This is a genomic window from Frankia casuarinae (assembly GCF_000013345.1).
Taxonomy (GTDB): Bacteria; Actinomycetota; Actinomycetes; order Frankiales; family Frankiaceae; genus Frankia; species Frankia casuarinae.
Genome location: NC_007777.1, coordinates 650,861 through 670,629 on the forward strand (window position 1 = coordinate 650,861; position 19,769 = coordinate 670,629).

Below are 19,769 nucleotides of genomic sequence, written 5' to 3' on the forward strand. Positions count from 1 at the left end.
GCTCCGGGCCTGTGGATGTGCGGCCGCGGATGGTCCTCGTCGCCGGGCGGTCAGGTGTCCGCGGCTGCGGCCTCCAGGTCCGCCCGGGTCAGGACGGGATGCAACGTCAGACCGAGCTCGGCGAGTCTCTCCCGGCCGCCCTCCTGCCGGTCGATCACACAGAGCACGTGTTCCACGACCGCTCCGGCATCCCGCAGTACCCGGGTCGCGTCGAGCACGGCACCACCGGAGGTGACCACGTCCTCGACGAGGGCGACGTGGCGTCCGGTGACGTCGCCGCCCTCCGCGATGCGTCGGGTGCCGTATTCTTTGGCCTTCTTCCGGACGAACCGGGCGGGCAGACCGGTGCGCTGGGAGAGCAGAGTCACGAGGGGCACTCCGCCGAGTTCGAGTCCGGCGAGGATCTCCGCGCCGGGCGGCACCAGTTCGGTGAGCCCGGCCACCACCGCAGCGAGCAGCGCCGGGTCGGCTTCGAAGAGGTACTTGTCGAAGTACTCGGTGCTTGTCCGGCCCGACCGGAGCAGGAATGTCCCGGTCAGCTGGGAAGCAGTCCGAACCTGGGCGGCCAGCGCCGCGTTGTCGTTCACGTCTGCTCACTCTAGGACCGGTTCCCCGCCGGGATGCCGGCCGTGGACGGTCACCCATGGGCCGCCATGGCCGGGGCACTACCGTTGCCTCATGTCATCGGCTGAGGCGGAGCGCGCGGTCCCGCTGTTCGTCTACGGGACGCTGCTGTTCCCCGAGGTCGTGCGGGCGCTCATCGGACGCGTACCCGAGGTGGGGCCCGCCACGGTCACCGGCTGGCGGGCCGCCCGGCTGCGTGGTCGGCTCTATCCGGGCCTCGTGCCCACGGCCGAGGCGGACGGGCCGGATCGGGCCACCGCCGGCCTCGTCCTCCTGGGGCTTGCCGCACGGGAACGGGCGATCCTCGATGCCTTCGAAGGCGAGGCCTACGAGACCCGTCCGCTGCTCCTGACCGACGGGCTACCCGCCATGGCCTACCTTTGGCGTGATCTCGCCGAGGCGATGCCGGAGAACTGGGACGCCCGGGTCTTCGCCGACCGTCATCTCACCGACTACGCCCTGCGGTGCGCCACCTGGCGGGCGGGGCTGGCCGATCCGGCACCCTAACCGCGAGCTGACCGCCTGACCGCGAGCCGCCGTTCAGCCGGTGGTGGGCGGCCGCGGACCCTCTTCGCGCCGGACGCCGCCCCCGGAGGTCACCCGGGTGCCACCGGTCTCGGTGAGGCGACCGACTCCGGCCTCACGCCCGGCGGAGACCCCGGCCTGGTCGCTCGGATACGGCTCCTCGTACCCGGCTCTGGCCCGAGGAGCATCGTAGGTGCACAGTACGTAGATGACGACTACGTCGATCGCGATGATGACGACGGACCAGACCGGGAACGCCGCAAGGAACGCCAGCTGCCCGATGGCGTTGATCGTCGCGATTGCGACCCCTCCCCAGCGGGCGGCCTCGTTACGGGCCGCGATGCCGAAGGCGATCAGTATCTCGACGACGCCGACCACGATCCACAACCAGCCCCAGAAGGTGGTGTCGGCGTAGATCACGCTGGTCCCGCCGTTGAGGTTGTTCACCACGACGGTGTAGTCGCGCAGGGACGCAATGCCGTAGATCAGGTTGTGGAAGCCGACGATGAACATGATGACGGCGGCGAAGGTGAGCCATCCGTTCAGCGGGCGTGCCACCCGTGTTCCTGCCATCTCATCCTCCCCGGTCGTACTCGCGGCGGATCGCTCTGCCCGCATGGTGCGGTCCGTCGTTGTTCGGTAGTCATACGACCACCTCTCCGCCGCGTAGGTGCGATACCCACGGTAGGCCGCCGTCACCCATCGTTGTGTCCGTCGGGCCGGAGGCGGTTCTCTCCGGCCCGGGACACGATCAGGGAGCGGTGCCGGCGCCACCCGCCACACCCACGCCACTCTTGCCGGTGCCGTTCTTGCCGGCCGGCAGTGTCGTGACCGCGTTCGTCGCCGCGCTCCAGCGGAGCTTGCCGAACTGAAAGGTGCTCTCCCGTCCGCCCGGGACCGAGTACTCGTCGGTGATCGGAAGCCCGAGGCTCGACGTCGTGCCACCGAGGCCCAGATAGGTCCGCAGGATGCGGCCGTGGACCTCGTGCGCGCCGATGGCCGGGTGCCAGTAGATCCAGCCACCCTGGAACTTCGCCTGAAGCGTCTCCGGGGCCGTGGCGTACTCGACACCGCTCACCGGCCGGCGCAGGAAGCTGTTCGTTCCGCCCAGCTCCAGGAACTTCGTCGCGATGGATCCGTGCAGGGCCTGTACGCCGGTCGCCACGGACCAGAAGGCCAGGCCGTTGGAGTAACGCTGCCAGCGACCGCCACCGCCGGCGGGCAGTTCGCTGTCGACGGGCGTCCCAACGGCCAGGCGGGTCAGCCCGGCGGTCGCGTACCACTTCTCGATCTCGCTGCGGGTGCCGTCGGCCTGTGCGGCGAGCGCGGTCAGCGTGCAGCACAGCACGTTCAGATCGACATTTCCCATGATCCCCGGGACATTTCCACTCGAGGTGTACTGCCACAGCGCCCACTTGGTCCAGCCGCCGGGCAGCCAGCCCGGGGTCGCCTTGTTGTTGTAGATGGCGAACCAGAACGGATACCGGGCGAAGCTGTGGTTGTCCGCCAGCTTCTTGGTCCAGAACGAGCGGTACGTGTAGAGGATGGGCGCCCGGCCGGTCTCGGTCTCGATCTTCTCGAGGAACGCCCGCGTCCAGGCGGCCAGCGCGGCGGGATCGAGTCCTCCGTCGTCCTCGAGGTCGAGCACGGGGGCCAGCTGCCCGGCGGCGCGGGTCAGCCCGCTCACCGTGATGAAGCGCTGTGCCTGGTCCACCGCGGTCGAGATCGGCCGCGCCGGCCGCGCGTAGTGATAGGCCCCGACCACCAGACCGGCTTTGGCGGCCGCGTCCCGGTCCGCGGCAAAGTACGGATTGGTGTAGTTCGGTCCTTCGGTGGCCTTAATGATCGCAAAGCTCAGGCCGGAGCCGCGCGCTGCGGTCCAGTCGATGGGGCCGCCGCCGGGATGCTGCCAGGAGGCCACGTCGATCCCCCGTGGCCAGGTCGGGGACGGCACCGCGCCCTGGGCGACTCCGGTGGTCGCGGTCAACGCCCCCGCGGTGATGGCCAGCGCCGCGATGCTCGTCACCCGCCGGGGGAGGGGGATTGGCAGCAGGGACGGGCGGGTGTCGACCCGCCGCCGCGTCGACCCCGGAGGAGGGCCGTGGCCTTCTTCATCCGGGTGGCCAGACGTGGGGGTGGTGGTCGGCAGGGTGGTGGTCGTAGGCACGGTGTCGCCGGCGGTGGGACCGGGCCGGACCTCGCGTGTCGTCGGATACCGGCTGGAACGGTGCATAGGACGCATGGGCAACCCTCGATGCTCGGGAGGCGATGCTGGGGAGGCTCGCCAGGCGGTTGGCCACGCCGGCAGCGGCGCACCAACGGGTGCTCCACACGCTAAGCATCGAAGAGATTACTTACAGCTATCAGTGTGAGTGGCGTCCAGGTAGGTCGCTACGGATAGTTGTTCCCGTCGGCAATCTCCGCATGTTTCGATGGAACGGAGTGAGGGTCGGGCGTACTGGCGTGTCATGGGGCGGACCTGGCGGTCAGGGCAGGGGGGTCGTTTCCGGCCGGCGTAGCGCCGACGGGGCCAGCGGGGGCCCTCACGCCGGTCGCCGGGAGGACCGGTCGCCGGGAGGACCGGCGGGTTCGGGGACGAAGTGGGTGAGGGGGTCACCCAACCCCGCCTGTCGTCGTGTAACCTGAGCTCCGCGGCCTCGCCCCTTTAGCTCAGTCGGCAGAGCGTCTCCATGGTAAGGAGAAGGTCTACGGTTCGATTCCGTAAAGGGGCTCCACGTTCCGCCTTCGGGTGGGTTCGTGTCCGGGGGGATGTCCGCCGGTCCTCCCGCGGGGTAAGATGTTGGTCGGGCCGCCGCAAGCAGGTGGACCATCCTAGCGGTGTAGCTCAGTCTGGCAGAGCAAGCGGCTCATAATCGCTGTGTCGCCGGTTCAAGTCCGGCCACCGCTACCAGCAGTGTGCGGCCTACCGCGGAGCCCGTGCGGGATCGCGGTTCGCCGCGCCGCCTGACCTGTTCAGCAACCGACTTAGGAAGAGGCATCACGCCGTGGCCGCCACTGACGTACGCCCGAAGATCACGATGGCGTGTCAGGTGTGTAAGCACCGGAACTACATCACGCGCAAGAACCGTCGCAACGACCCGGACCGCCTCGAACTGAAGAAGTTCTGCCCGAACTGCGGCAAGCACACGGAGCACCGCGAGACGCGCTGACGTTGCTCCGGCGGCTGCCCATCGGCGCGTCCGGGCGCCCGTCCCCACCTGGACGGGCGGGGTCGCTGAATCCTCCGTGCACGTATCTACGTTCCGCACCGGTAGCCGGTCAGGGAAGTCCTTGGCCGGCTTCCTGGCATGCCAGCCAAGATTATCGACCGATGGCGGGCGATGTGGTAACCACGTAGAGACACCCTGGTCATCCCGCTGATGGCGCGATCGGAGTTGCGATGCCGCTCAATCAGGACTTCGTGGGACGAAGCTCGGTTTCCCCCGCCCCGTTCCAGGTCGGGCGCGAGCACATCCGGAGGTTCGCCGAAGCGATCGGGGACGACAACCCGCTGTACCACGATCTGGAGGCCGCGAAGGCCGCTGGTTATCCCGATCTCGTGGCTCCACCCACGTTCCTCATCACAGTGATCCCCGGAACCCTCGGGGTGCCCACCGACGATCCGGAGCTCGGCCTCGACTTCTCTCTGGTCGTCCACGGCGAGGAACGTTTCGTGTTGCTTCGGCCGGTGGTGGCCGGCGACGAGCTGATCTGCACCTCGACCCTGACCGGCATCCGGTCCGTGGGGACCAACGAGGTGCTCGTCGTCAACTACCAGTTCGCCACGATCTACGGAGAGCAGGTCGCCACCGGCGTGTGTGGGCTGGTCTCGCGCGGGACGGCTCCGCCGAGGCGCCAATGACACCTTTGCCGACAGGGTTGTCGGAGTCCCACCGGCCCCGCTCGGCTCCGGCGACCGCGCGTTGCGCACGTTCCGGGCGACCCCGGGCGTCCTCACGATCTGGAGAACGATGACCGCCACGGTGAGCTACGACGACGTCGAGGTCGGCACCGAGCTGCCGGAGCGACTTTTCCCGTTGCGTCGGGATGATCTTGTCCGGTATGCCGGTGCGTCCGGCGACTTCAACCCCATTCACTGGAGCGATCGGGCGGCCGCCGAGGCCGGCCTACCGGGAGTGCTGGCGCACGGCATGCTGACCATGGCGACGGCCGCGCGGTTGGTCACGGACTGGCTCGGGGACCCGGGCGCCGTGGTCGAGTTCGGGGTGAAGTTCTCCTCCCCGGTGATCGTGCCCGACGACGGCGCCGGCGCGACGGTGTCCGTGCGTGGCATGGTCGAGAAGAAGCTCGACGACAACCTGGTGGTGGTGAATCTCACCACCCGATGCGACGGAAAAAAGGTCTTGATGGCGGCCCGGGCGACCGTCCGGCTGCGCTGAGGCCTGCCGCGCGGCAGGTCCGGCCGCTGAGCCGCCCGGCGGCCTCAGGCCGCCTCGGCGAGCAGGGCGGAGAGGCGGCTGACTCCCTTGACGAGATCGTCGTCGCTCAGCGCGTAGGACAGCCGGGCGAAGCCGGGAGTGCCGAAGGCCTCACCCGGCACGATCGCGACCCCAGCCTCCTCGAGGATCAGCTGGCACAGATCCGCGGACGTGGTGGGGATACGGCCGCGCAGGGTGCGCCCGAGCACGTCCCGCACCGACGGATAGCAGTAGAACGCCCCGTCGGGCAGTGGGCAGCGGATCCCGGGCGTCTGCGACAGCAGGCGGTGCATCGTCTGCCGGCGGCGGTCGAAGGCGGTGCGCATCGTGGCGACCGCATCCAGCGGGCCGGCGACCGCGGCAAGCGCGGCGGCCTGGGCGACGTTCGAGACGTTCGACGTCGCGTGGGACTGGAGGTTGGTCGCGGCGGCTACGGCGTCCGCCGGCCCGACCAGCCAACCGACCCGCCATCCCGTCATCGCGTAGGTCTTCGCGACCCCGTTGACGATGATGCAGCGTTCGGCGAGCTCAGGTACCTCGGCGAGAACGGAGGCGAACCTTGTCTCGCCGTAGACCAGATGCTCGTAGATCTCGTCGCTGATGACCCAGATCCCGGCCTGCTCGGCCCACCGTCCGATCGCGCGGACCTCCTCGGGGGTGTGGACGGCGCCGGTCGGGTTCGACGGGGAGTTGAACAGCAGAACCTTGGTCCGCGGGGTGCGTGCCGCCTCCAGTTGTTCCACCGTCACCCGGTACCCGGCTTCCGGACCGGTGACGACGTCGACCGGGACACCCCCGGCCAGCCGGATCGACTCCGGGTAGGTCGTCCAGTACGGGGCGGGCAGGAGCACCTCGTCCCCCGGGTCGAGCAGCGTCGCGAACGCCGCGTAGACAGCCTGCTTGCCGCCGTTGGTCACCAGGACCTGGCTCGGCGAGACGATCACCCCCGAGTCTCGGGCGGTCTTCTCGGCGATGGCCTGCTTCAGCTCCGGCAGGCCCGCGGCCGGGCTGTAGCGGTGCATGCGGGGCTCACGGCATGCCTTCTCGGCGGCGGCGACGATGTGGTCCGGGGTTGGGAAGTCCGGCTCCCCGGCGCCGAACCCGATCACGTCGCGGCCCGCGGCGCGCATCGCCTTGGCGGTGGCGTCGACGGCGAGCGTTGCGGAGGGGGCGATTCCCCCGATGCGGTGCGAGATCCTGCTCATGGCCGCCATGCTGCCACGGCTGTCACACGCGTGTCGGATGCACGTCGGACGTACCGTGGGATCCGTCCGGACCCTCCGGCAACGGTCCTCCGGCCCGTCCGGCCGCATCCATTCGAACCTCCGTGACAGGCTGCCAGCCCCCTCGCCCCCCGCTACCCCCTCGACGCGATCGCCGTACGCGGAGTCCAGGCGGCAAAGGGGTATGCTCGATCCGCTCGGGTACCCATTCCGGTACATCGCCGTGCGGCTGGGCTATGCGCTACGTAGCGCATAGCCGGGGTATGGTGGCGTAGCGGTCGCAAGGATCCGGGTGTGTGTCTAGGGGCGTGGCTCAATTGGTAGAGCACCGGTCTCCAAAACCGGCGGTTGCAGGTTCGAGTCCTGTCGCCCCTGCGCTGTTCGACAGTTGGCTGGTTCGATGACGCTGGTTCGATGACGGAGTGGGTGGAGTTGAGTGGCGACCGATACCCGTGACGCGGCACCGCGCCCCAAGCGGGCTACGCGTGCCGCGGGTCGACGTCGGTATCGGCCACTTGTGTTCATCCGCGAGGTCATGGCGGAGTTGCGGAAGGTCGTCTACCCCGGGCGGAGTGAGCTGATCACCTATGTGCTGGTCGTGCTTGTCTTCGTCAGCGTGATGACGGCGTTCGTGGCTACCCTCGACTTCGGCCTCACGAAGGCGGTCCTCGCGATCTTCGGCTGACGGGTCCCACCGCCGGACAGGCCGGGGCCGAAGCAGGCGGTGGTCGCTGGAGCTGCCCATCGGCGAGCTGGCTGCCCGTCCGGCCCCACGCCCGCGCAGCGCCGCTTCGCGGGTCCACAGCAGCAGAAGTGTTCACGAGAGTAAGGATCGTCCGCGTGTCCCAGTCGCCCGAGCACGCCTCCTCCGAGCAGGGGGAGGCCCTCGCCCGTCTCGATCCCCTCGCGGCGTTCGAGCACGACGAGGTGGCGAGCACGGACGCCGGCGCCGAGCTCGGCGACGTCTACGCCACCGCCGAGGCCGATCCCACCGCCGAGGCCGATCCCACCCCCGAGGCCGATCCCACCCCCGAGGGTGCTTTCCCGGTCTCCCCGGCGGTCGGGACGGTGCCGCCGGCCCTGACCGACGACGATGCCGACGACGACGATGCCGACCTGCGGCGGGCGATCGAGGACGCGCCTGGCGAGTGGTACGTCGTGCACTCCTATGCGGGGTACGAGAACAAGGTCAAGACCAATCTCGAGACCCGGATCTCCAGCCTCAACATGGAGGACTACATCTTCCAGATCGAGGTGCCCACCGAGGAGGTCCCGGTGGTCAAGAACGGCAAGCGGCAGCTTGTCCAGCAGAAGAAGTACCCGGGTTACATCTACGTCCGGATGGATCTGACCGATCAGTCGTGGTCGGCGGTCCGTAACACCCCGGGTGTGACCGGGTTCGTCGGGCTCACCAACCGGCCCTCCCCGCTGCGCCGGGAGGAGGTCCTCTCGATCCTCGCCCCGGTTGTGCCGAAGGAGAAGAAGGTCGAGACCGTCCGGGTGCAGGAGTTCGAGGTCGGCGAGTCCGTCACCGTCATGGACGGCCCCTTCGCCACGCTCCCGGCGACCATCAGCGAGATCAACCTCGACGCCCAGCGACTGAAGGTGCTGGTCTCGATCTTCGGTCGGGAGACGCCCGTCGAGCTGCAGTTCAATCAGGTCGCGAAGATCTGATCCGCTCCGTAGAACCCCGGTAGGAAGACGAGCACATGCCTCCCAAGAAGAAGAAGATCACTGCGATCATCAAGCTCCAGATCAACGCCGGCAAGGCCACCCCGGCGCCGCCGGTCGGCCCCGCGCTGGGTCAGCATGGCGTGAACATCATGGAGTTCTGCAAGCAGTACAACGCGGCGACCGAGTCGCAGGCCGGCAACGTCGTGCCGGTCGAGATCACCGTCTACGACGACCGGTCCTTCACCTTCGTCACGAAGACCCCGCCGGCCGCGCGGCTCATCCTCAAGGCCGCGGGCGTGGAGAAGGGCAGTGGCACCCCGCACCGGGACAAGGTTGCCAAGCTCACCACGGCGCAGATCCGCGAGATCGCCCAGACCAAGCTCCCGGACCTCAACGCCACCTCGATCGAGGCCGCCGAGAAGATCATCGCCGGCACCGCTCGATCCATGGGTATCACGGTCGGCGAGTAGTACGCCCTCGCGTTCCCCCCACCACCGGACCGACCAGTGGGAGGGCGGCCGGGCGCAGGTGCCGGGTGGACAGGATGTGTCCACGTCGCCGCGTCCCTTCGACGGCCGTCCGCCATCACCACGAGGAGACAGACAGTATGAAGCGCAGCAAGGCCTACCGTGCCGCGGCCGAGAAGATCAACCCGGAGAACTTCTACAGCCCGCTGGAGGCGGTCCGCCTCGCGCAGCAGACCTCGACGACGAAGTACGACGCGACGGTCGAGGTTGCGATCCGGCTCGGGGTCGACCCTCGCAAGGCCGACCAGATGGTCCGTGGCACGGTCAACCTGCCGCACGGCACCGGGAAGTCCCCCCGCGTCGCTGTCTTCGCAGCCGGGGAGAAGGCCGCTGAGGCGAGCGCGGCCGGGGCCGACATCGTCGGTAGCGATGACCTGGTCGCCCGGATCCAGGAGGGCTTCCTGGAGTTCGACGCGACCGTCGCGACGCCCGATCAGATGGCGAAGGTTGGTCGGATCGCTCGGGTCCTGGGCCCCCGCGGCCTGATGCCGAACCCTAAGACCGGCACCGTGACGCTGGACATCGGCAAGGCCGTCTCCGACATCAAGGGCGGAAAGATCAACTTTCGGGTGGACAAGCAGGGTAACCTGCACATCGTCATCGGGAAGACGAACTTCACCGACACCCAGCTGATCGAGAACTACACGGTTGCCCTGGATGAGATCGTCCGGGTGAAGCCGTCCGCGGCCAAGGGCCGGTATCTGAAGAAGATCACCTTCACGACCACCATGGGCCCGGGTATCCCGGTCGACCCGAACCGCACCCGCAACCTTCTCGACGAGGGTGCCGCCGCCTGATCCGAGCCGTCCGGCGGCTCTCGCTCGTCCGGAGGCATCGCCGCACGAAGCCATGCGTGCGGCCGCCGGGCGAGCGAACAGGGGCGAGAACAGCGACGAACAGTCGCGTACACTGATATCCAGTTCCACACCGAAGACCGCTGGTTGCCGTCTCCGTTCCCGTCGAGGGCCACTCCTCGTCCGGTTCGACCGACGGCCGAAGGCCCCGGGTTCCCCGGGCGGCCCGCGCAGGTGACGGACGGGAAGTTCCGTGACGGATGCACGCAGCCGGGTGACACACCCGGTAGCGCCACCGCCGCCCTTCACGCCCCGTGCGCCTGCGCCGGGGCGTTCGTCATGTTCCAGGGGCGTTTCCGTATGACCAGCCGACACCCCGAAGGAGCCCCATGGCGAAAGCTGAGAAGACCGCCGCGGTGGCGGAGATCGTCGAGGAGTTCCGTGGCTCGACCGCTGCGGTGCTCACGGAGTACCGCGGTTTGACGGTGAGCCAGCTCACCGAGCTGCGGCGTGCCCTCGGCGAGGGCACGCGCTACTCCGTGGTCAAGAACACCCTGACCAAGATTGCGGCGGAGCAGGCCGGGGTCACCGGACTCGACGACCTGTTCGTCGGGCCGACCGCCGTCGCCTTCGTCAGCGGCGACCCGGTCGAGGCGGCCAAGGGCCTGCGCGACTTCGCTCGGGCGAACCCGGCACTGGTGCTCAAGGGCGGCTTCGTCGAGGGCAAGCCGATGACCGCCGACGAGATTCGCAAGCTTGCGGATCTTGAGTCCCGCGAGGTCCTGCTGGCGAAGCTGGCCGGGGCGATGAAGGGCACGCTGGCCGGGGCCGTCGGGCTCTTCGCCGCTCCGCTGTCCCAGGTGGCCCGGCTCGCCGAGGCGCTGCGCGAGCAGCGCGAAGGCCAGTCCGCCGGCGTCGCCGAGCAGCCGGCCGCCGAGGCTGCCGCCGAATAGCCGAGCGGCGCCACCATGGTGCCGCTCCGAGATCACAATCAGGTCGCTCGCAGTCACGAGCAGGCCACCCCGAATCAGGCATGACGAGGAAGGAACCGCCACCATGGCGAAGCTGTCGACCGAAGAGCTGCTGGACGCCTTCAAGGAACTGACCCTGCTGGAGCTCTCGGAGTTCGTGAAGCAGTTCGAGGAGACCTTCGGTGTCACCGCCGCGGCTCCGGTCGCCGTGGCCGCCGCTCCGGCCGCCGGTGGTGCGGGCGGCGAGGCGCCGGCCGCCGAGGAGCAGGACGAGTTCGACGTCATCCTTGAATCCGTCGGTGACAAGAAGATCCAGGTCATCAAGGAGGTCCGCGCGCTGACCAGCCTCGGGCTGAAGGAGGCCAAGGACCTCGTCGACGGGGCTCCGAAGCCAGTCCTGGAGAAGGTCGCCAAGGAGGCGGCGGACAAGGCGAAGGCGGCCCTCGAGGGCGCCGGCGCCACGGTCACCGTCAAGTAAGTACCGGCAGTCCGAGCAGTACTGGCAGCACCCCGCTGCCCTGGACGCCCCGTCCGGCGATGCCCGTCGCCGGACGGGGCGTCCCTTGCGGCCACCCGGCGTGGCCGTGGCGGACACCCCCGTGCCGGGGCACCCCTCTGCGGTGCCCCGGCACGTGCTGTCTGGAAGGCCCGAAAGGTCCACCGCAGGCGGCCCGATGCACAGATGGGCAGGTCGGGTCCGTTCGTGACGTTTTCCGAAGGGGGTTGACGGCCTCTGTGGATCGGAGTTCCATCAAGTTTGCGAACCCTCGTCGGGAGCGGATGCGGTGCGCTACGTCCTCCCTGCGTGGTCCCATCACGCAGGTCCTTGCCAGCGGTGTGCCCTTCGGCTACACTGCTAGTTTGCGCTGCCCTTCTCGTTGTATCGGCCTCGTCGACGTCGTGCCGTTGGTGATGGTCGGCCCTGTTCGGGGGCTGGTATGCACCGCGAGGCGGTTCCGGTTACGTGGTCCGGAGCGGTACTCGCGGTCAGTCCGGGACGATGTGGGGGCGCGCTGGTCGTGCCGGAGTGTGGCACGGCTGTACGGCTGCCACACCGAGGACCCTGAGCGAGACCCTTGCCCATACACCGATCCGTTGTTCTCAGCGGACACTCGTGTCGCCGCGCGCACATGCCGTGGCGAGGCTTCCGCGTGCCCGTTGTCGGCTTGTCGGCCGCACATCCGCTACGCAGGACGCCCGGGGGTCGGCCTCCACGTCCCGCGGCCATCATCTCACCGGTGGGGCACCCCCCGCCGCCGTTCCTGACAACCGTAGCGAGACACTGATCACCTGACCATTCCCCGACGGATACTTGACGTCCGCGACGCCAGCCCGACGATCAGGCCACCGGAAGGACCACCTTGGCCGCCTCGCGCTCTTCCTCCCGCATCTCGTTCGCTAAGATCATCGAGCCCCTCGAGGTCCCGGATCTCCTTGCTCTTCAGACGCAGTCCTTCGATTGGCTGATCGGTAGTGACGCCTGGGCGGAGCGGGTGCAGGAGGCCATCGATTCCGGCCGTGACGACGTTCCGATCACCTCGGGTCTCGAGGAGGTCTTCAAGGAGATCTCCCCGATCGAGGACTTCTCCGGCTCGATGTCACTGTCCTTTCGGGACCACCGGTTCGAACCGCCCAAGTACTCCGTGGAGGAGTGCAAGGACAAGGACATGACCTTCTCGGCCCCGCTGTTCGTCACGGCCGAGTTCACCAACAACAACACCGGCGAGATCAAGAGCCAGACGGTGTTCATGGGTGACTTCCCGCTCATGACCCCGAAGGGCACCTTCGTCATCAACGGCACTGAGCGCGTGGTGGTCAGTCAGCTCGTGCGCTCTCCGGGGGTCTACTTCGAGCGCAGCCTCGACAAGGCTTCCGACAAGGACCTGTACTCCTGCAAGGTGATCCCCTCCCGGGGAGCCTGGCTGGAGTTCGAGATCGACAAGCGCGACACCGTGGGCGTGCGGATCGACCGCAAGCGCCGTCAGTCCGTCACGGTGCTGCTCAAGGCGCTCGGCTGGGACGAGGCCCGCATCCTCGAGCGGTTCGGTGACTTCCCGTCGATGCGGATCACCCTGGAGAAGGACCACACCGCCGGCCAGGACGATGCGCTGCTCGACATCTACCGCAAGCTGCGCCCGGGTGAGCCGCCGACACGGGAGTCGGCGCAGACCCTGCTGGAGAACCTCTTCTTCAACCCGAAGCGTTACGACCTCGCCAAGGTCGGTCGCTACAAGGTCAACAAGAAGCTTTCCCTGGGTGTTGCCCACGACGTCGGTGTCCTCACCGAGAACGACATCGTGCGCACGATCGAGTACGTCGTCAAGCTGCACGCGGGTGCCGACCCGGCCGAGTACGAGGTCGACGACATCGACCACTTCGGCAACCGGCGCATACGCACCGTCGGCGAGCTTATCCAGAACCAGGTCCGCCTCGGCCTGGCCCGGATGGAGCGTGTCGTCCGCGAGCGGATGACGACCCAGGACGTCGAGGCGATCACCCCGCAGACCCTGATCAACATCCGGCCGGTCGTCGCCTCCATCAAGGAGTTCTTCGGCACCAGCCAGCTCTCGCAGTTCATGGACCAGACCAACCCGCTCGCCGGTCTGACCCACAAGCGCCGCCTGAACGCGCTCGGCCCCGGTGGTCTGTCCCGGGAGCGGGCCGGCTTCGAGGTCCGTGACGTGCACCCCAGCCACTACGGCCGGATGTGCCCGATCGAGACGCCGGAAGGCCCGAACATCGGCCTGATCGGCTCGCTGTCGACGTTCGCGCGGGTCAACCCGTTCGGCTTCATCGAGACCCCGTACCGCAAGGTGGAGAACGGCCGGGTCACCGGCCAGATCGACTGGCTGACCGCGGACGAGGAGGACCGGCACGTCAAGGCGCAGGCGAACACCCCGCTGCGGCCCGACGGCTCGTTCGCGGAGGACCGTGTCCTGGTCCGCCGCAAGGGCGGTGAGGTCGAGTTCATCCCGCCGGACGAGGTCGACTACATGGACGTCTCGCCGCGGCAGATGGTGTCCGTGGCGACCGCGATGATCCCGTTCCTCGAGCATGACGACGCCAACCGCGCGCTGATGGGCTCCAACATGCAGCGCCAGTCGGTGCCGCTGCTGCGCTCCGAGGCGCCGCTGGTCGGCACCGGGATGGAGGCCCGCGCGGCCAAGGATGCCGGCGACGTGGTCGTCTGCGCCCAGGCGGGGGTGGTCGAGGATCTCTCGGCCGACTACATCACCGTCATGCACGACGACGGCACCCGGCGCACCTACCGGCTGGCGAAGTTTCGCCGGTCGAACCAGGGCACCTGCATCAACCAGAAGCCGATCGTGAACGAGGGCGACCGGGTCGGGGCCGGCCAGGTCATCGCGGACGGCCCGTGCACCGACAACGGTGAGATGGCGCTCGGCAAGAACCTGCTGGTCGCCTTCATGCCGTGGGAGGGGCACAACTACGAGGATGCGATCATCCTGTCCCAGCGTCTCGTCCAGGACGACGTGCTGTCCTCGATCCACATCGAGGAGCACGAGGTCGACGCCCGCGACACCAAGCTCGGCCCGGAGGAGATCACCCGGGACATCCCGAACGTCGCCGAGGAGGTTCTCGCCGACCTCGACGAGCGGGGGATCATCCGGATCGGCGCCGAGGTCTCGCCCGGCGACGTCCTGGTCGGCAAGGTCACGCCCAAGGGCGAGACCGAGCTGACCCCCGAGGAGCGCCTGTTGCGCGCGATCTTCGGGGAGAAGGCCCGGGAGGTCCGTGACACCTCGCTGAAGGTGCCGCACGGTGAGTCCGGCAAGGTCATCGGCGTGCGGGTGTTCTCCCGCGAGGACGGCGACGAGCTCCCGCCCGGGGTCAACGAGCTGGTCCGGGTCTACGTCGCCCAGAAGCGAAAGATCACCGACGGGGACAAGCTTGCCGGCCGGCACGGTAACAAGGGTGTCATCGCGAAGATCCTCCCGGCCGAGGACATGCCCTTCCTCGAGGACGGGACCCCGGTCGACGTCGTGCTCAACCCGCATGGTGTGCCTCGGCGGATGAACATCGGCCAGATCCTGGAGACCCACCTCGGGTGGGTGGCCAAGACCGGCTGGCAGGTCGACTCCGGCACCGAGGACTGGAAGGAGCGGCTGCGTGGCATCGGCGCGGACGCCGCCTCGGCCGGCACCAATGTGGCGACCCCCGTCTTCGACGGTGCCCGCGAGGAGGAGATCACCGGTCTGCTCGACTCCACCCTGCCCAACCGCGACGGCATCCAGCTGATCGGCTCCTCCGGCAAGGCCAAGCTGTTCGACGGCCGGACCGGTGAGCCGTACCCCTACCCGGTGGCGGTCGGCTACATCTACATCCTCAAGTTGCTGCACCTGGTCGACGACAAGATCCACGCTCGGTCGACCGGTCCCTACTCAATGATCACCCAGCAGCCCCTGGGTGGTAAGGCGCAGTTCGGTGGCCAGCGGTTCGGCGAGATGGAGGTGTGGGCGCTGGAGGCCTACGGCGCCGCCTACGCCCTGCAGGAACTACTGACCATCAAGTCCGACGACGTCGTGGGCCGGGTCAAGGTCTACGAGGCGATCGTCAAGGGCGAGAACATTCCGGAGCCCGGTATCCCGGAGTCGTTCAAGGTGCTCATCAAGGAGATGCAGTCGCTGTGCCTCAACGTCGAGGTGCTCTCCAGCGATGGCGTGCAGATCGAGATGCGTGACACCGACGAGGACGTCTTCCGTGCGGCGGAGGAACTCGGGATCGACCTGTCCCGGCGTGAGCCGAGCAGCGTCGAGGAGGTCTGACGGACGCCGGGGGTCCGACGCACCCGCCCTGATGGGCGGCGAGGCCCCCGGCGGCTCCATCCGACTCCAGCGTCCCGACCGAGAAAGAGAGAGCAGGCGACAGTCTTGCTGGACGTCAACTTCTTCGACGAACTGCGCATCGGTCTCGCCACCGCGGATGACATCCGCCAGTGGTCGCACGGTGAGGTCAAGAAGCCCGAGACGATCAACTACCGCACCCTGAAGCCGGAGAAGGACGGGCTCTTCTGCGAGAAGATCTTCGGTCCGACCCGGGACTGGGAGTGCTACTGCGGCAAGTACAAGCGGGTCCGGTTCAAGGGCATCATCTGTGAGCGCTGCGGCGTCGAGGTGACCCGGGCCAAGGTCCGCCGTGAGCGCATGGGCCACATCGAGCTGGCTGCGCCGGTCACCCACATCTGGTACTTCAAGGGTGTCCCGAGCCGCCTCGGCTACCTGCTGGACCTCGCGCCGAAGGACCTCGAGAAGGTCATCTACTTCGCCGCGTACATGATCACAAAGGTGGACACGGACGCCCGCCACCGCGATCTGCCGACCCTCGAGGCCCGCATCGGCGTCGAGAAGCAGCAGCTCGAGGACAAGAAGAACGCCGACGTGGAAGTCCGGCAGAAGCGGCTCGAGGCCGACCTCGCACAGCTCGAGGCCGAGGGCGCCAAGGGTGACGCGCGACGCAAGGTCCGCGAGTCGGCCGAGCGCGAGATGCGCCAGCTCCGGGACCGGGTGCAGCGTAAGATCGACGATCTCGACCGCGTCTTCGACCGGTTCAAGAACATGAAGGTCCAGGACCTGGAGCCGGACGAGCTGCTTTATCGCGAGCTGCGCGACCGCTTCGGTGCGTACTTCGACGGCGGTATGGGCGCCGAGGCGCTGCAGCGGCGGCTGGCCGACTTCGACCTGGCCGCCGAGGCCGAGTCGCTGCGCGAGACCATCCGCAGCGGCAAGGGGCAGAAGAAGGCCCGCGCGCTCAAGCGGCTCAAGGTCGTCTCCGCGTTCCTGAACACCCGCAACTCCCCGATGGGGATGGTGCTCGACTGCGTCCCGGTGATCCCACCCGATCTGCGCCCGATGGTGCAGCTCGATGGTGGCCGGTTCGCCACCTCGGACCTCAACGACCTGTACCGCCGGGTGATCAACCGGAACAACCGGTTGAAGCGGCTGCTCGACCTCGGCGCGCCCGAGATCATCGTCAACAACGAGAAGCGGATGCTGCAGGAGGCCGTCGACGCGCTGTTCGACAACGGCCGCCGCGGCCGGCCGGTCACCGGCCCGGGTAACCGCCCGCTGAAGTCGCTGTCCGACATGCTCAAGGGCAAGCAGGGCCGGTTCCGCCAGAACCTGCTGGGCAAGCGGGTCGACTACTCCGGCCGTTCGGTCATCGTCGTCGGTCCGCAGCTCAAGCTGCACCAGTGCGGTCTGCCCAAGCAGATGGCGCTGGAGCTGTTCAAGCCGTTCGTGATGAAGCGCCTGGTGGACCTCAACCACGCGCAGAACATCAAGTCGGCGAAGCGGATGGTCGAGCGGGCCCGCCCGGTCGTGTGGGACGTGCTCGAGGAGGTCATCACCGAGCACCCCGTGCTGCTCAACCGGGCGCCGACCCTGCACCGCCTCGGCATCCAGGCCTTCGAACCGCAGCTCGTCGAGGGCAAGGCCATCCAGATCCACCCGCTGGTCTGCACGGCGTTCAACGCCGACTTCGACGGTGACCAGATGGCGGTGCACCTGCCGCTGTCCGCCGAGGCGCAGGCCGAGGCGCGGATCCTGATGCTGTCGAGCAACAACATTCTCTCGCCCGCATCGGGCCGGCCGCTGGCGATGCCGAGCCTCGACATGGTGACCGGGGTGTTCCACCTGTCCCGCCTGGCCGAGGGGGCGCTCGGCGAGGGGCGGTCGTTCTCCAGCGTCGCCGAGGCGCAGATGGCCTTCGACGCCCGGGAGGTCGCCCTTCAGGCGAAGATCAGGGTGCGGTTGCGGGACACCACCCCGCCGTCGGACTGGGTCCCGCCCGCCGACTGGGTCACCGGGGACGTGTTCACCCTGGAGACCACGTTCGGTCGTTGCCTGCTCAACGAGGCGCTGCCGGAGGGCTACCCCTTCATCAACGCCCAGCTGAACAAGAAGGCCCAGGCCGCGATCGTCAACGACCTGGCCGAGCGGTACCCGAAGATCCAGGTAGCGGCGACCCTGGACGCCCTGAAGAGCGCCGGTTTCTACTGGGCCACCCGGTCCGGGGTCACCGTCGCGATCGAGGACGTCGTCGCGCCGCCGAACAAGGCCGAGATCCTCGACGACTACGAGCAGCGTGCCGACCGGGTCCAGAAGCAGTTCGACCGCGGCTTCCTGTCCGACGAGGAGCGCCGCAGCGAGCTGGTCCAGATCTGGACCGAGGCGACCAACAAGATCGCCGAGGCGATGGAGGAGAACTTCCCGGAGACCAACCCGGTCTACGTGCTGGTCAACTCCGGAGCCGCTGGAAACATGATGCAGATCCGGCAGCTCGCCGGCATGCGTGGTCTGGTCTCCAACCCGAAAGGTGAGATCATCCCGCGGCCGATCAAGGCGAACTTCCGCGAGGGCCTGACCGTGCTGGAGTACTTCATCTCCACCCACGGTGCCCGTAAGGGACTCGCCGACACCGCCCTGCGCACCGCGGACTCGGGGTACCTGACCCGGCGGCTCGTCGACGTCAGCCAGGATGTCATCGTCCGCGAGGAGGACTGCGGCACCGAGCGCGGCATCCTCACTCGGATCGCCCGCAAGGGCGCCGACGGGGTGCTGGTCCGGGACCGGTATGCCGAGACCTCGGCGTACGCGCGGACGCTGGCCTCCGACGCGATCGACGCGAACGGCGAGGTCATCGTGCCCGCCGGCACCGACGCCGGGGACGTCGCGATCAGCCAGATCATCGAGGCCGGCATCGAGCAGGTGCGGGTCCGCTCGGCGCTGACCTGCGAGTCCCGGATGGGGGTGTGCGCCCAGTGCTACGGGCGCTCGCTCGCCACCGGCAAGCTGGTTGACGTCGGTGAGGCCGTCGGCATCGTCGCCGCGCAGTCCATCGGTGAGCCCGGCACCCAGCTGACGATGCGTACCTTCCACAGCGGTGGCGTCGCCGGCGACGACATCACCCAGGGTCTGCCGCGTGTCGTCGAGCTGTTCGAGGCGCGCAGCCCGAAGGGCAAGGCCCCCATCACCGAGGTCTCCGGCCGGGTGAAGATCGAGGAGACCGAGAAGACCTTCAAGGTCGTGGTGGTGCCGGACGACGGCAGCGACGAGATCGCCTACCCGGTCTCGCGGCGTTCGCGCCTGCGGGTCCGCGAGGGCGACCACATCGAGGTCGGCAGCCAGATTGTCGACGGTGCCGTCGACCCGCACGAGGTGTTGCGCATCCTCGGGCCGCGCCAGGTCCAGCTCCACCTGGTGGACCAGGTCCAGGAGGTCTACCGGTCGCAGGGTGTGTCGATCCACGACAAGCACATCGAAATCATCATCCGCCAGATGCTCAAGCGGGTGAACGTTCTCGAGTCGGGCGACACCACCCTGCTGCCCGGTGAGCTCTGCGAGCGGGCCCGGTTCGAGGCGGAGAACCGTCGGGTGGTGGAAACCGGTGGCCAGCCGGCCTCGGCCCGCCCGGTCCTCATGGGAATCACCAAGGCGTCGCTGGCGACCGAGTCGTGGCTGTCGGCGGCCTCCTTCCAGGAGACGACTCGGGTGCTCACCGACGCGGCGATCAACGCCCGGTCGGACTCGCTCGTCGGCCTGAAGGAGAACGTCATCATCGGAAAGCTCATCCCGGCCGGCACCGGGATCTCCCGGTACCGCAACATCCGGGTCGAGCCGACCGAGGAGGCACGTGCGGCGATGTACTCCGTCGGTGCCTACGAGGACGGCGGCGTCGAGTACGGTGCGTTCGGCACGGGCTCCGGCCAGGCGGTCCCGCTGGACGAGTTCGACTACCGCAGCTCGGGAGACTTCCGCTGAGCAGGCCGCGCGTAAGCAGGTCGCGAGGCTGACCGAGCGGAGCTGACCAGAGCCCGACCGAAGCCCGATCGATCAGGACCGGCCCGGCGCCCTCACCAGGGTGCCGGGCCGGTTGCGCGTCCAGGTCCGAAGCCCGCTGGTGGGACAGCGCGCAGAGGCGAAAATCGGCAGGACAGGGGCAGGTACATGCGGTGGCGGTGGAAGGTGGCGGC

16 protein-coding genes and 3 tRNA genes are annotated in these 19,769 nt (G+C 68.4%); 15 read left to right on the forward strand and 4 right to left on the reverse strand.

Features of this window, described 5'->3' with window-relative positions:
* Positions 1-50: 50 nt before the first annotated feature.
* Positions 51-587: an orotate phosphoribosyltransferase gene (gene pyrE / locus FRANCCI3_RS02795; RefSeq protein WP_011435019.1), complete on the reverse strand. Its 537-nt coding sequence runs from the start codon at positions 585-587 to the stop codon at positions 51-53.
* Positions 588-678: 91 nt separating this feature from the next.
* Between pyrE and FRANCCI3_RS02800 the strand changes: the two genes are divergently transcribed.
* Positions 679-1,131 (forward strand): gamma-glutamylcyclotransferase family protein, encoded by a 453-nt coding sequence (locus FRANCCI3_RS02800; protein ID WP_011435020.1) that lies wholly within the window; start codon positions 679-681, stop codon positions 1,129-1,131.
* A gap of 33 nt (positions 1,132-1,164) precedes the next feature.
* Here the strand turns inward: FRANCCI3_RS02800 and FRANCCI3_RS02805 are convergent, their stop codons facing one another.
* A complete protein-coding gene (locus FRANCCI3_RS02805) occupies positions 1,165-1,722 on the reverse strand; it encodes a DUF7144 family membrane protein (RefSeq protein ID WP_011435021.1) in 558 nt (185 codons plus the stop codon).
* Between the two features lie 178 nt (positions 1,723-1,900).
* Positions 1,901-3,391, reverse strand: a complete 1,491-nt coding sequence (locus tag FRANCCI3_RS02810; RefSeq protein ID WP_011435022.1) for a GH25 family lysozyme — start codon at positions 3,389-3,391, stop codon at positions 1,901-1,903.
* 417 nt (positions 3,392-3,808) lie between these two features.
* Between FRANCCI3_RS02810 and FRANCCI3_RS02815 the strand changes: the two genes are divergently transcribed.
* From FRANCCI3_RS02815 to FRANCCI3_RS02835, 5 genes are all read left to right on the forward strand, one after another.
* A tRNA-Thr gene (locus FRANCCI3_RS02815) sits at positions 3,809-3,884 on the forward strand.
* Between the two features lie 99 nt (positions 3,885-3,983).
* A tRNA-Met gene (locus FRANCCI3_RS02820) sits at positions 3,984-4,060 on the forward strand.
* A gap of 127 nt (positions 4,061-4,187) precedes the next feature.
* On the forward strand, positions 4,188-4,319 hold the full coding sequence (gene rpmG / locus FRANCCI3_RS02825; protein ID WP_070131962.1) for a 50S ribosomal protein L33: 132 nt from the start codon (positions 4,188-4,190) through the stop codon (positions 4,317-4,319).
* 230 nt (positions 4,320-4,549) lie between these two features.
* Positions 4,550-5,011 carry an FAS1-like dehydratase domain-containing protein gene (locus FRANCCI3_RS02830; protein ID WP_011435023.1) on the forward strand — a complete coding sequence of 154 codons (462 nt, stop codon included), beginning with the start codon at positions 4,550-4,552 and terminating at the stop codon, positions 5,009-5,011.
* A gap of 109 nt (positions 5,012-5,120) precedes the next feature.
* Positions 5,121-5,549: a MaoC family dehydratase gene (locus tag FRANCCI3_RS02835; RefSeq protein WP_011435024.1), complete on the forward strand. Its 429-nt coding sequence runs from the start codon at positions 5,121-5,123 to the stop codon at positions 5,547-5,549.
* Between the two features lie 44 nt (positions 5,550-5,593).
* On the opposite strand, the gene FRANCCI3_RS02840 is transcribed toward FRANCCI3_RS02835, so the two are convergent.
* Complete coding sequence (locus FRANCCI3_RS02840) at positions 5,594-6,802, reverse strand: pyridoxal phosphate-dependent aminotransferase (RefSeq protein ID WP_011435025.1); 1,209 nt, start codon at positions 6,800-6,802, stop codon at positions 5,594-5,596.
* Positions 6,803-7,113: 311 nt separating this feature from the next.
* On the opposite strand from FRANCCI3_RS02840, the gene FRANCCI3_RS02845 reads away from it, so the two are divergent.
* From FRANCCI3_RS02845 to FRANCCI3_RS02885, 9 genes are all read left to right on the forward strand, one after another.
* Positions 7,114-7,186, forward strand: a tRNA-Trp gene (locus tag FRANCCI3_RS02845).
* Positions 7,187-7,247: 61 nt separating this feature from the next.
* A complete protein-coding gene (gene secE, locus FRANCCI3_RS27715) occupies positions 7,248-7,496 on the forward strand; it encodes a preprotein translocase subunit SecE (RefSeq protein ID WP_011435026.1) in 249 nt (82 codons plus the stop codon).
* A gap of 155 nt (positions 7,497-7,651) precedes the next feature.
* Positions 7,652-8,485, forward strand: coding sequence for a transcription termination/antitermination protein NusG (nusG, locus tag FRANCCI3_RS02855; RefSeq protein ID WP_011435027.1), 834 nt, complete (start codon positions 7,652-7,654; stop codon positions 8,483-8,485).
* A 35-nt stretch (positions 8,486-8,520) separates the two neighbouring features.
* Positions 8,521-8,955 (forward strand): 50S ribosomal protein L11, encoded by a 435-nt coding sequence (gene rplK, locus FRANCCI3_RS02860; protein WP_011435028.1) that lies wholly within the window; start codon positions 8,521-8,523, stop codon positions 8,953-8,955.
* Positions 8,956-9,092: 137 nt separating this feature from the next.
* Positions 9,093-9,809 (forward strand): 50S ribosomal protein L1, encoded by a 717-nt coding sequence (gene rplA, locus FRANCCI3_RS02865; protein WP_023839793.1) that lies wholly within the window; start codon positions 9,093-9,095, stop codon positions 9,807-9,809.
* A gap of 386 nt (positions 9,810-10,195) precedes the next feature.
* Positions 10,196-10,759 (forward strand): 50S ribosomal protein L10, encoded by a 564-nt coding sequence (gene rplJ, locus FRANCCI3_RS02870; protein WP_011435030.1) that lies wholly within the window; start codon positions 10,196-10,198, stop codon positions 10,757-10,759.
* Between the two features lie 103 nt (positions 10,760-10,862).
* A complete protein-coding gene (gene rplL / locus FRANCCI3_RS02875) occupies positions 10,863-11,255 on the forward strand; it encodes a 50S ribosomal protein L7/L12 (protein ID WP_011435031.1) in 393 nt (130 codons plus the stop codon).
* An 883-nt stretch (positions 11,256-12,138) separates the two neighbouring features.
* Entirely contained in the window at positions 12,139-15,564 is a 3,426-nt protein-coding gene (rpoB, locus tag FRANCCI3_RS02880) for a DNA-directed RNA polymerase subunit beta (protein ID WP_011435032.1), read from the forward strand.
* A gap of 105 nt (positions 15,565-15,669) precedes the next feature.
* The gene (locus FRANCCI3_RS02885) at positions 15,670-19,557 is read left to right on the forward strand and encodes a DNA-directed RNA polymerase subunit beta' (RefSeq protein WP_011435033.1); all 3,888 of its coding nucleotides are present in this window, start codon (positions 15,670-15,672) and stop codon (positions 19,555-19,557) included.
* The last annotated feature ends 212 nt before the right edge of the window (positions 19,558-19,769 follow it).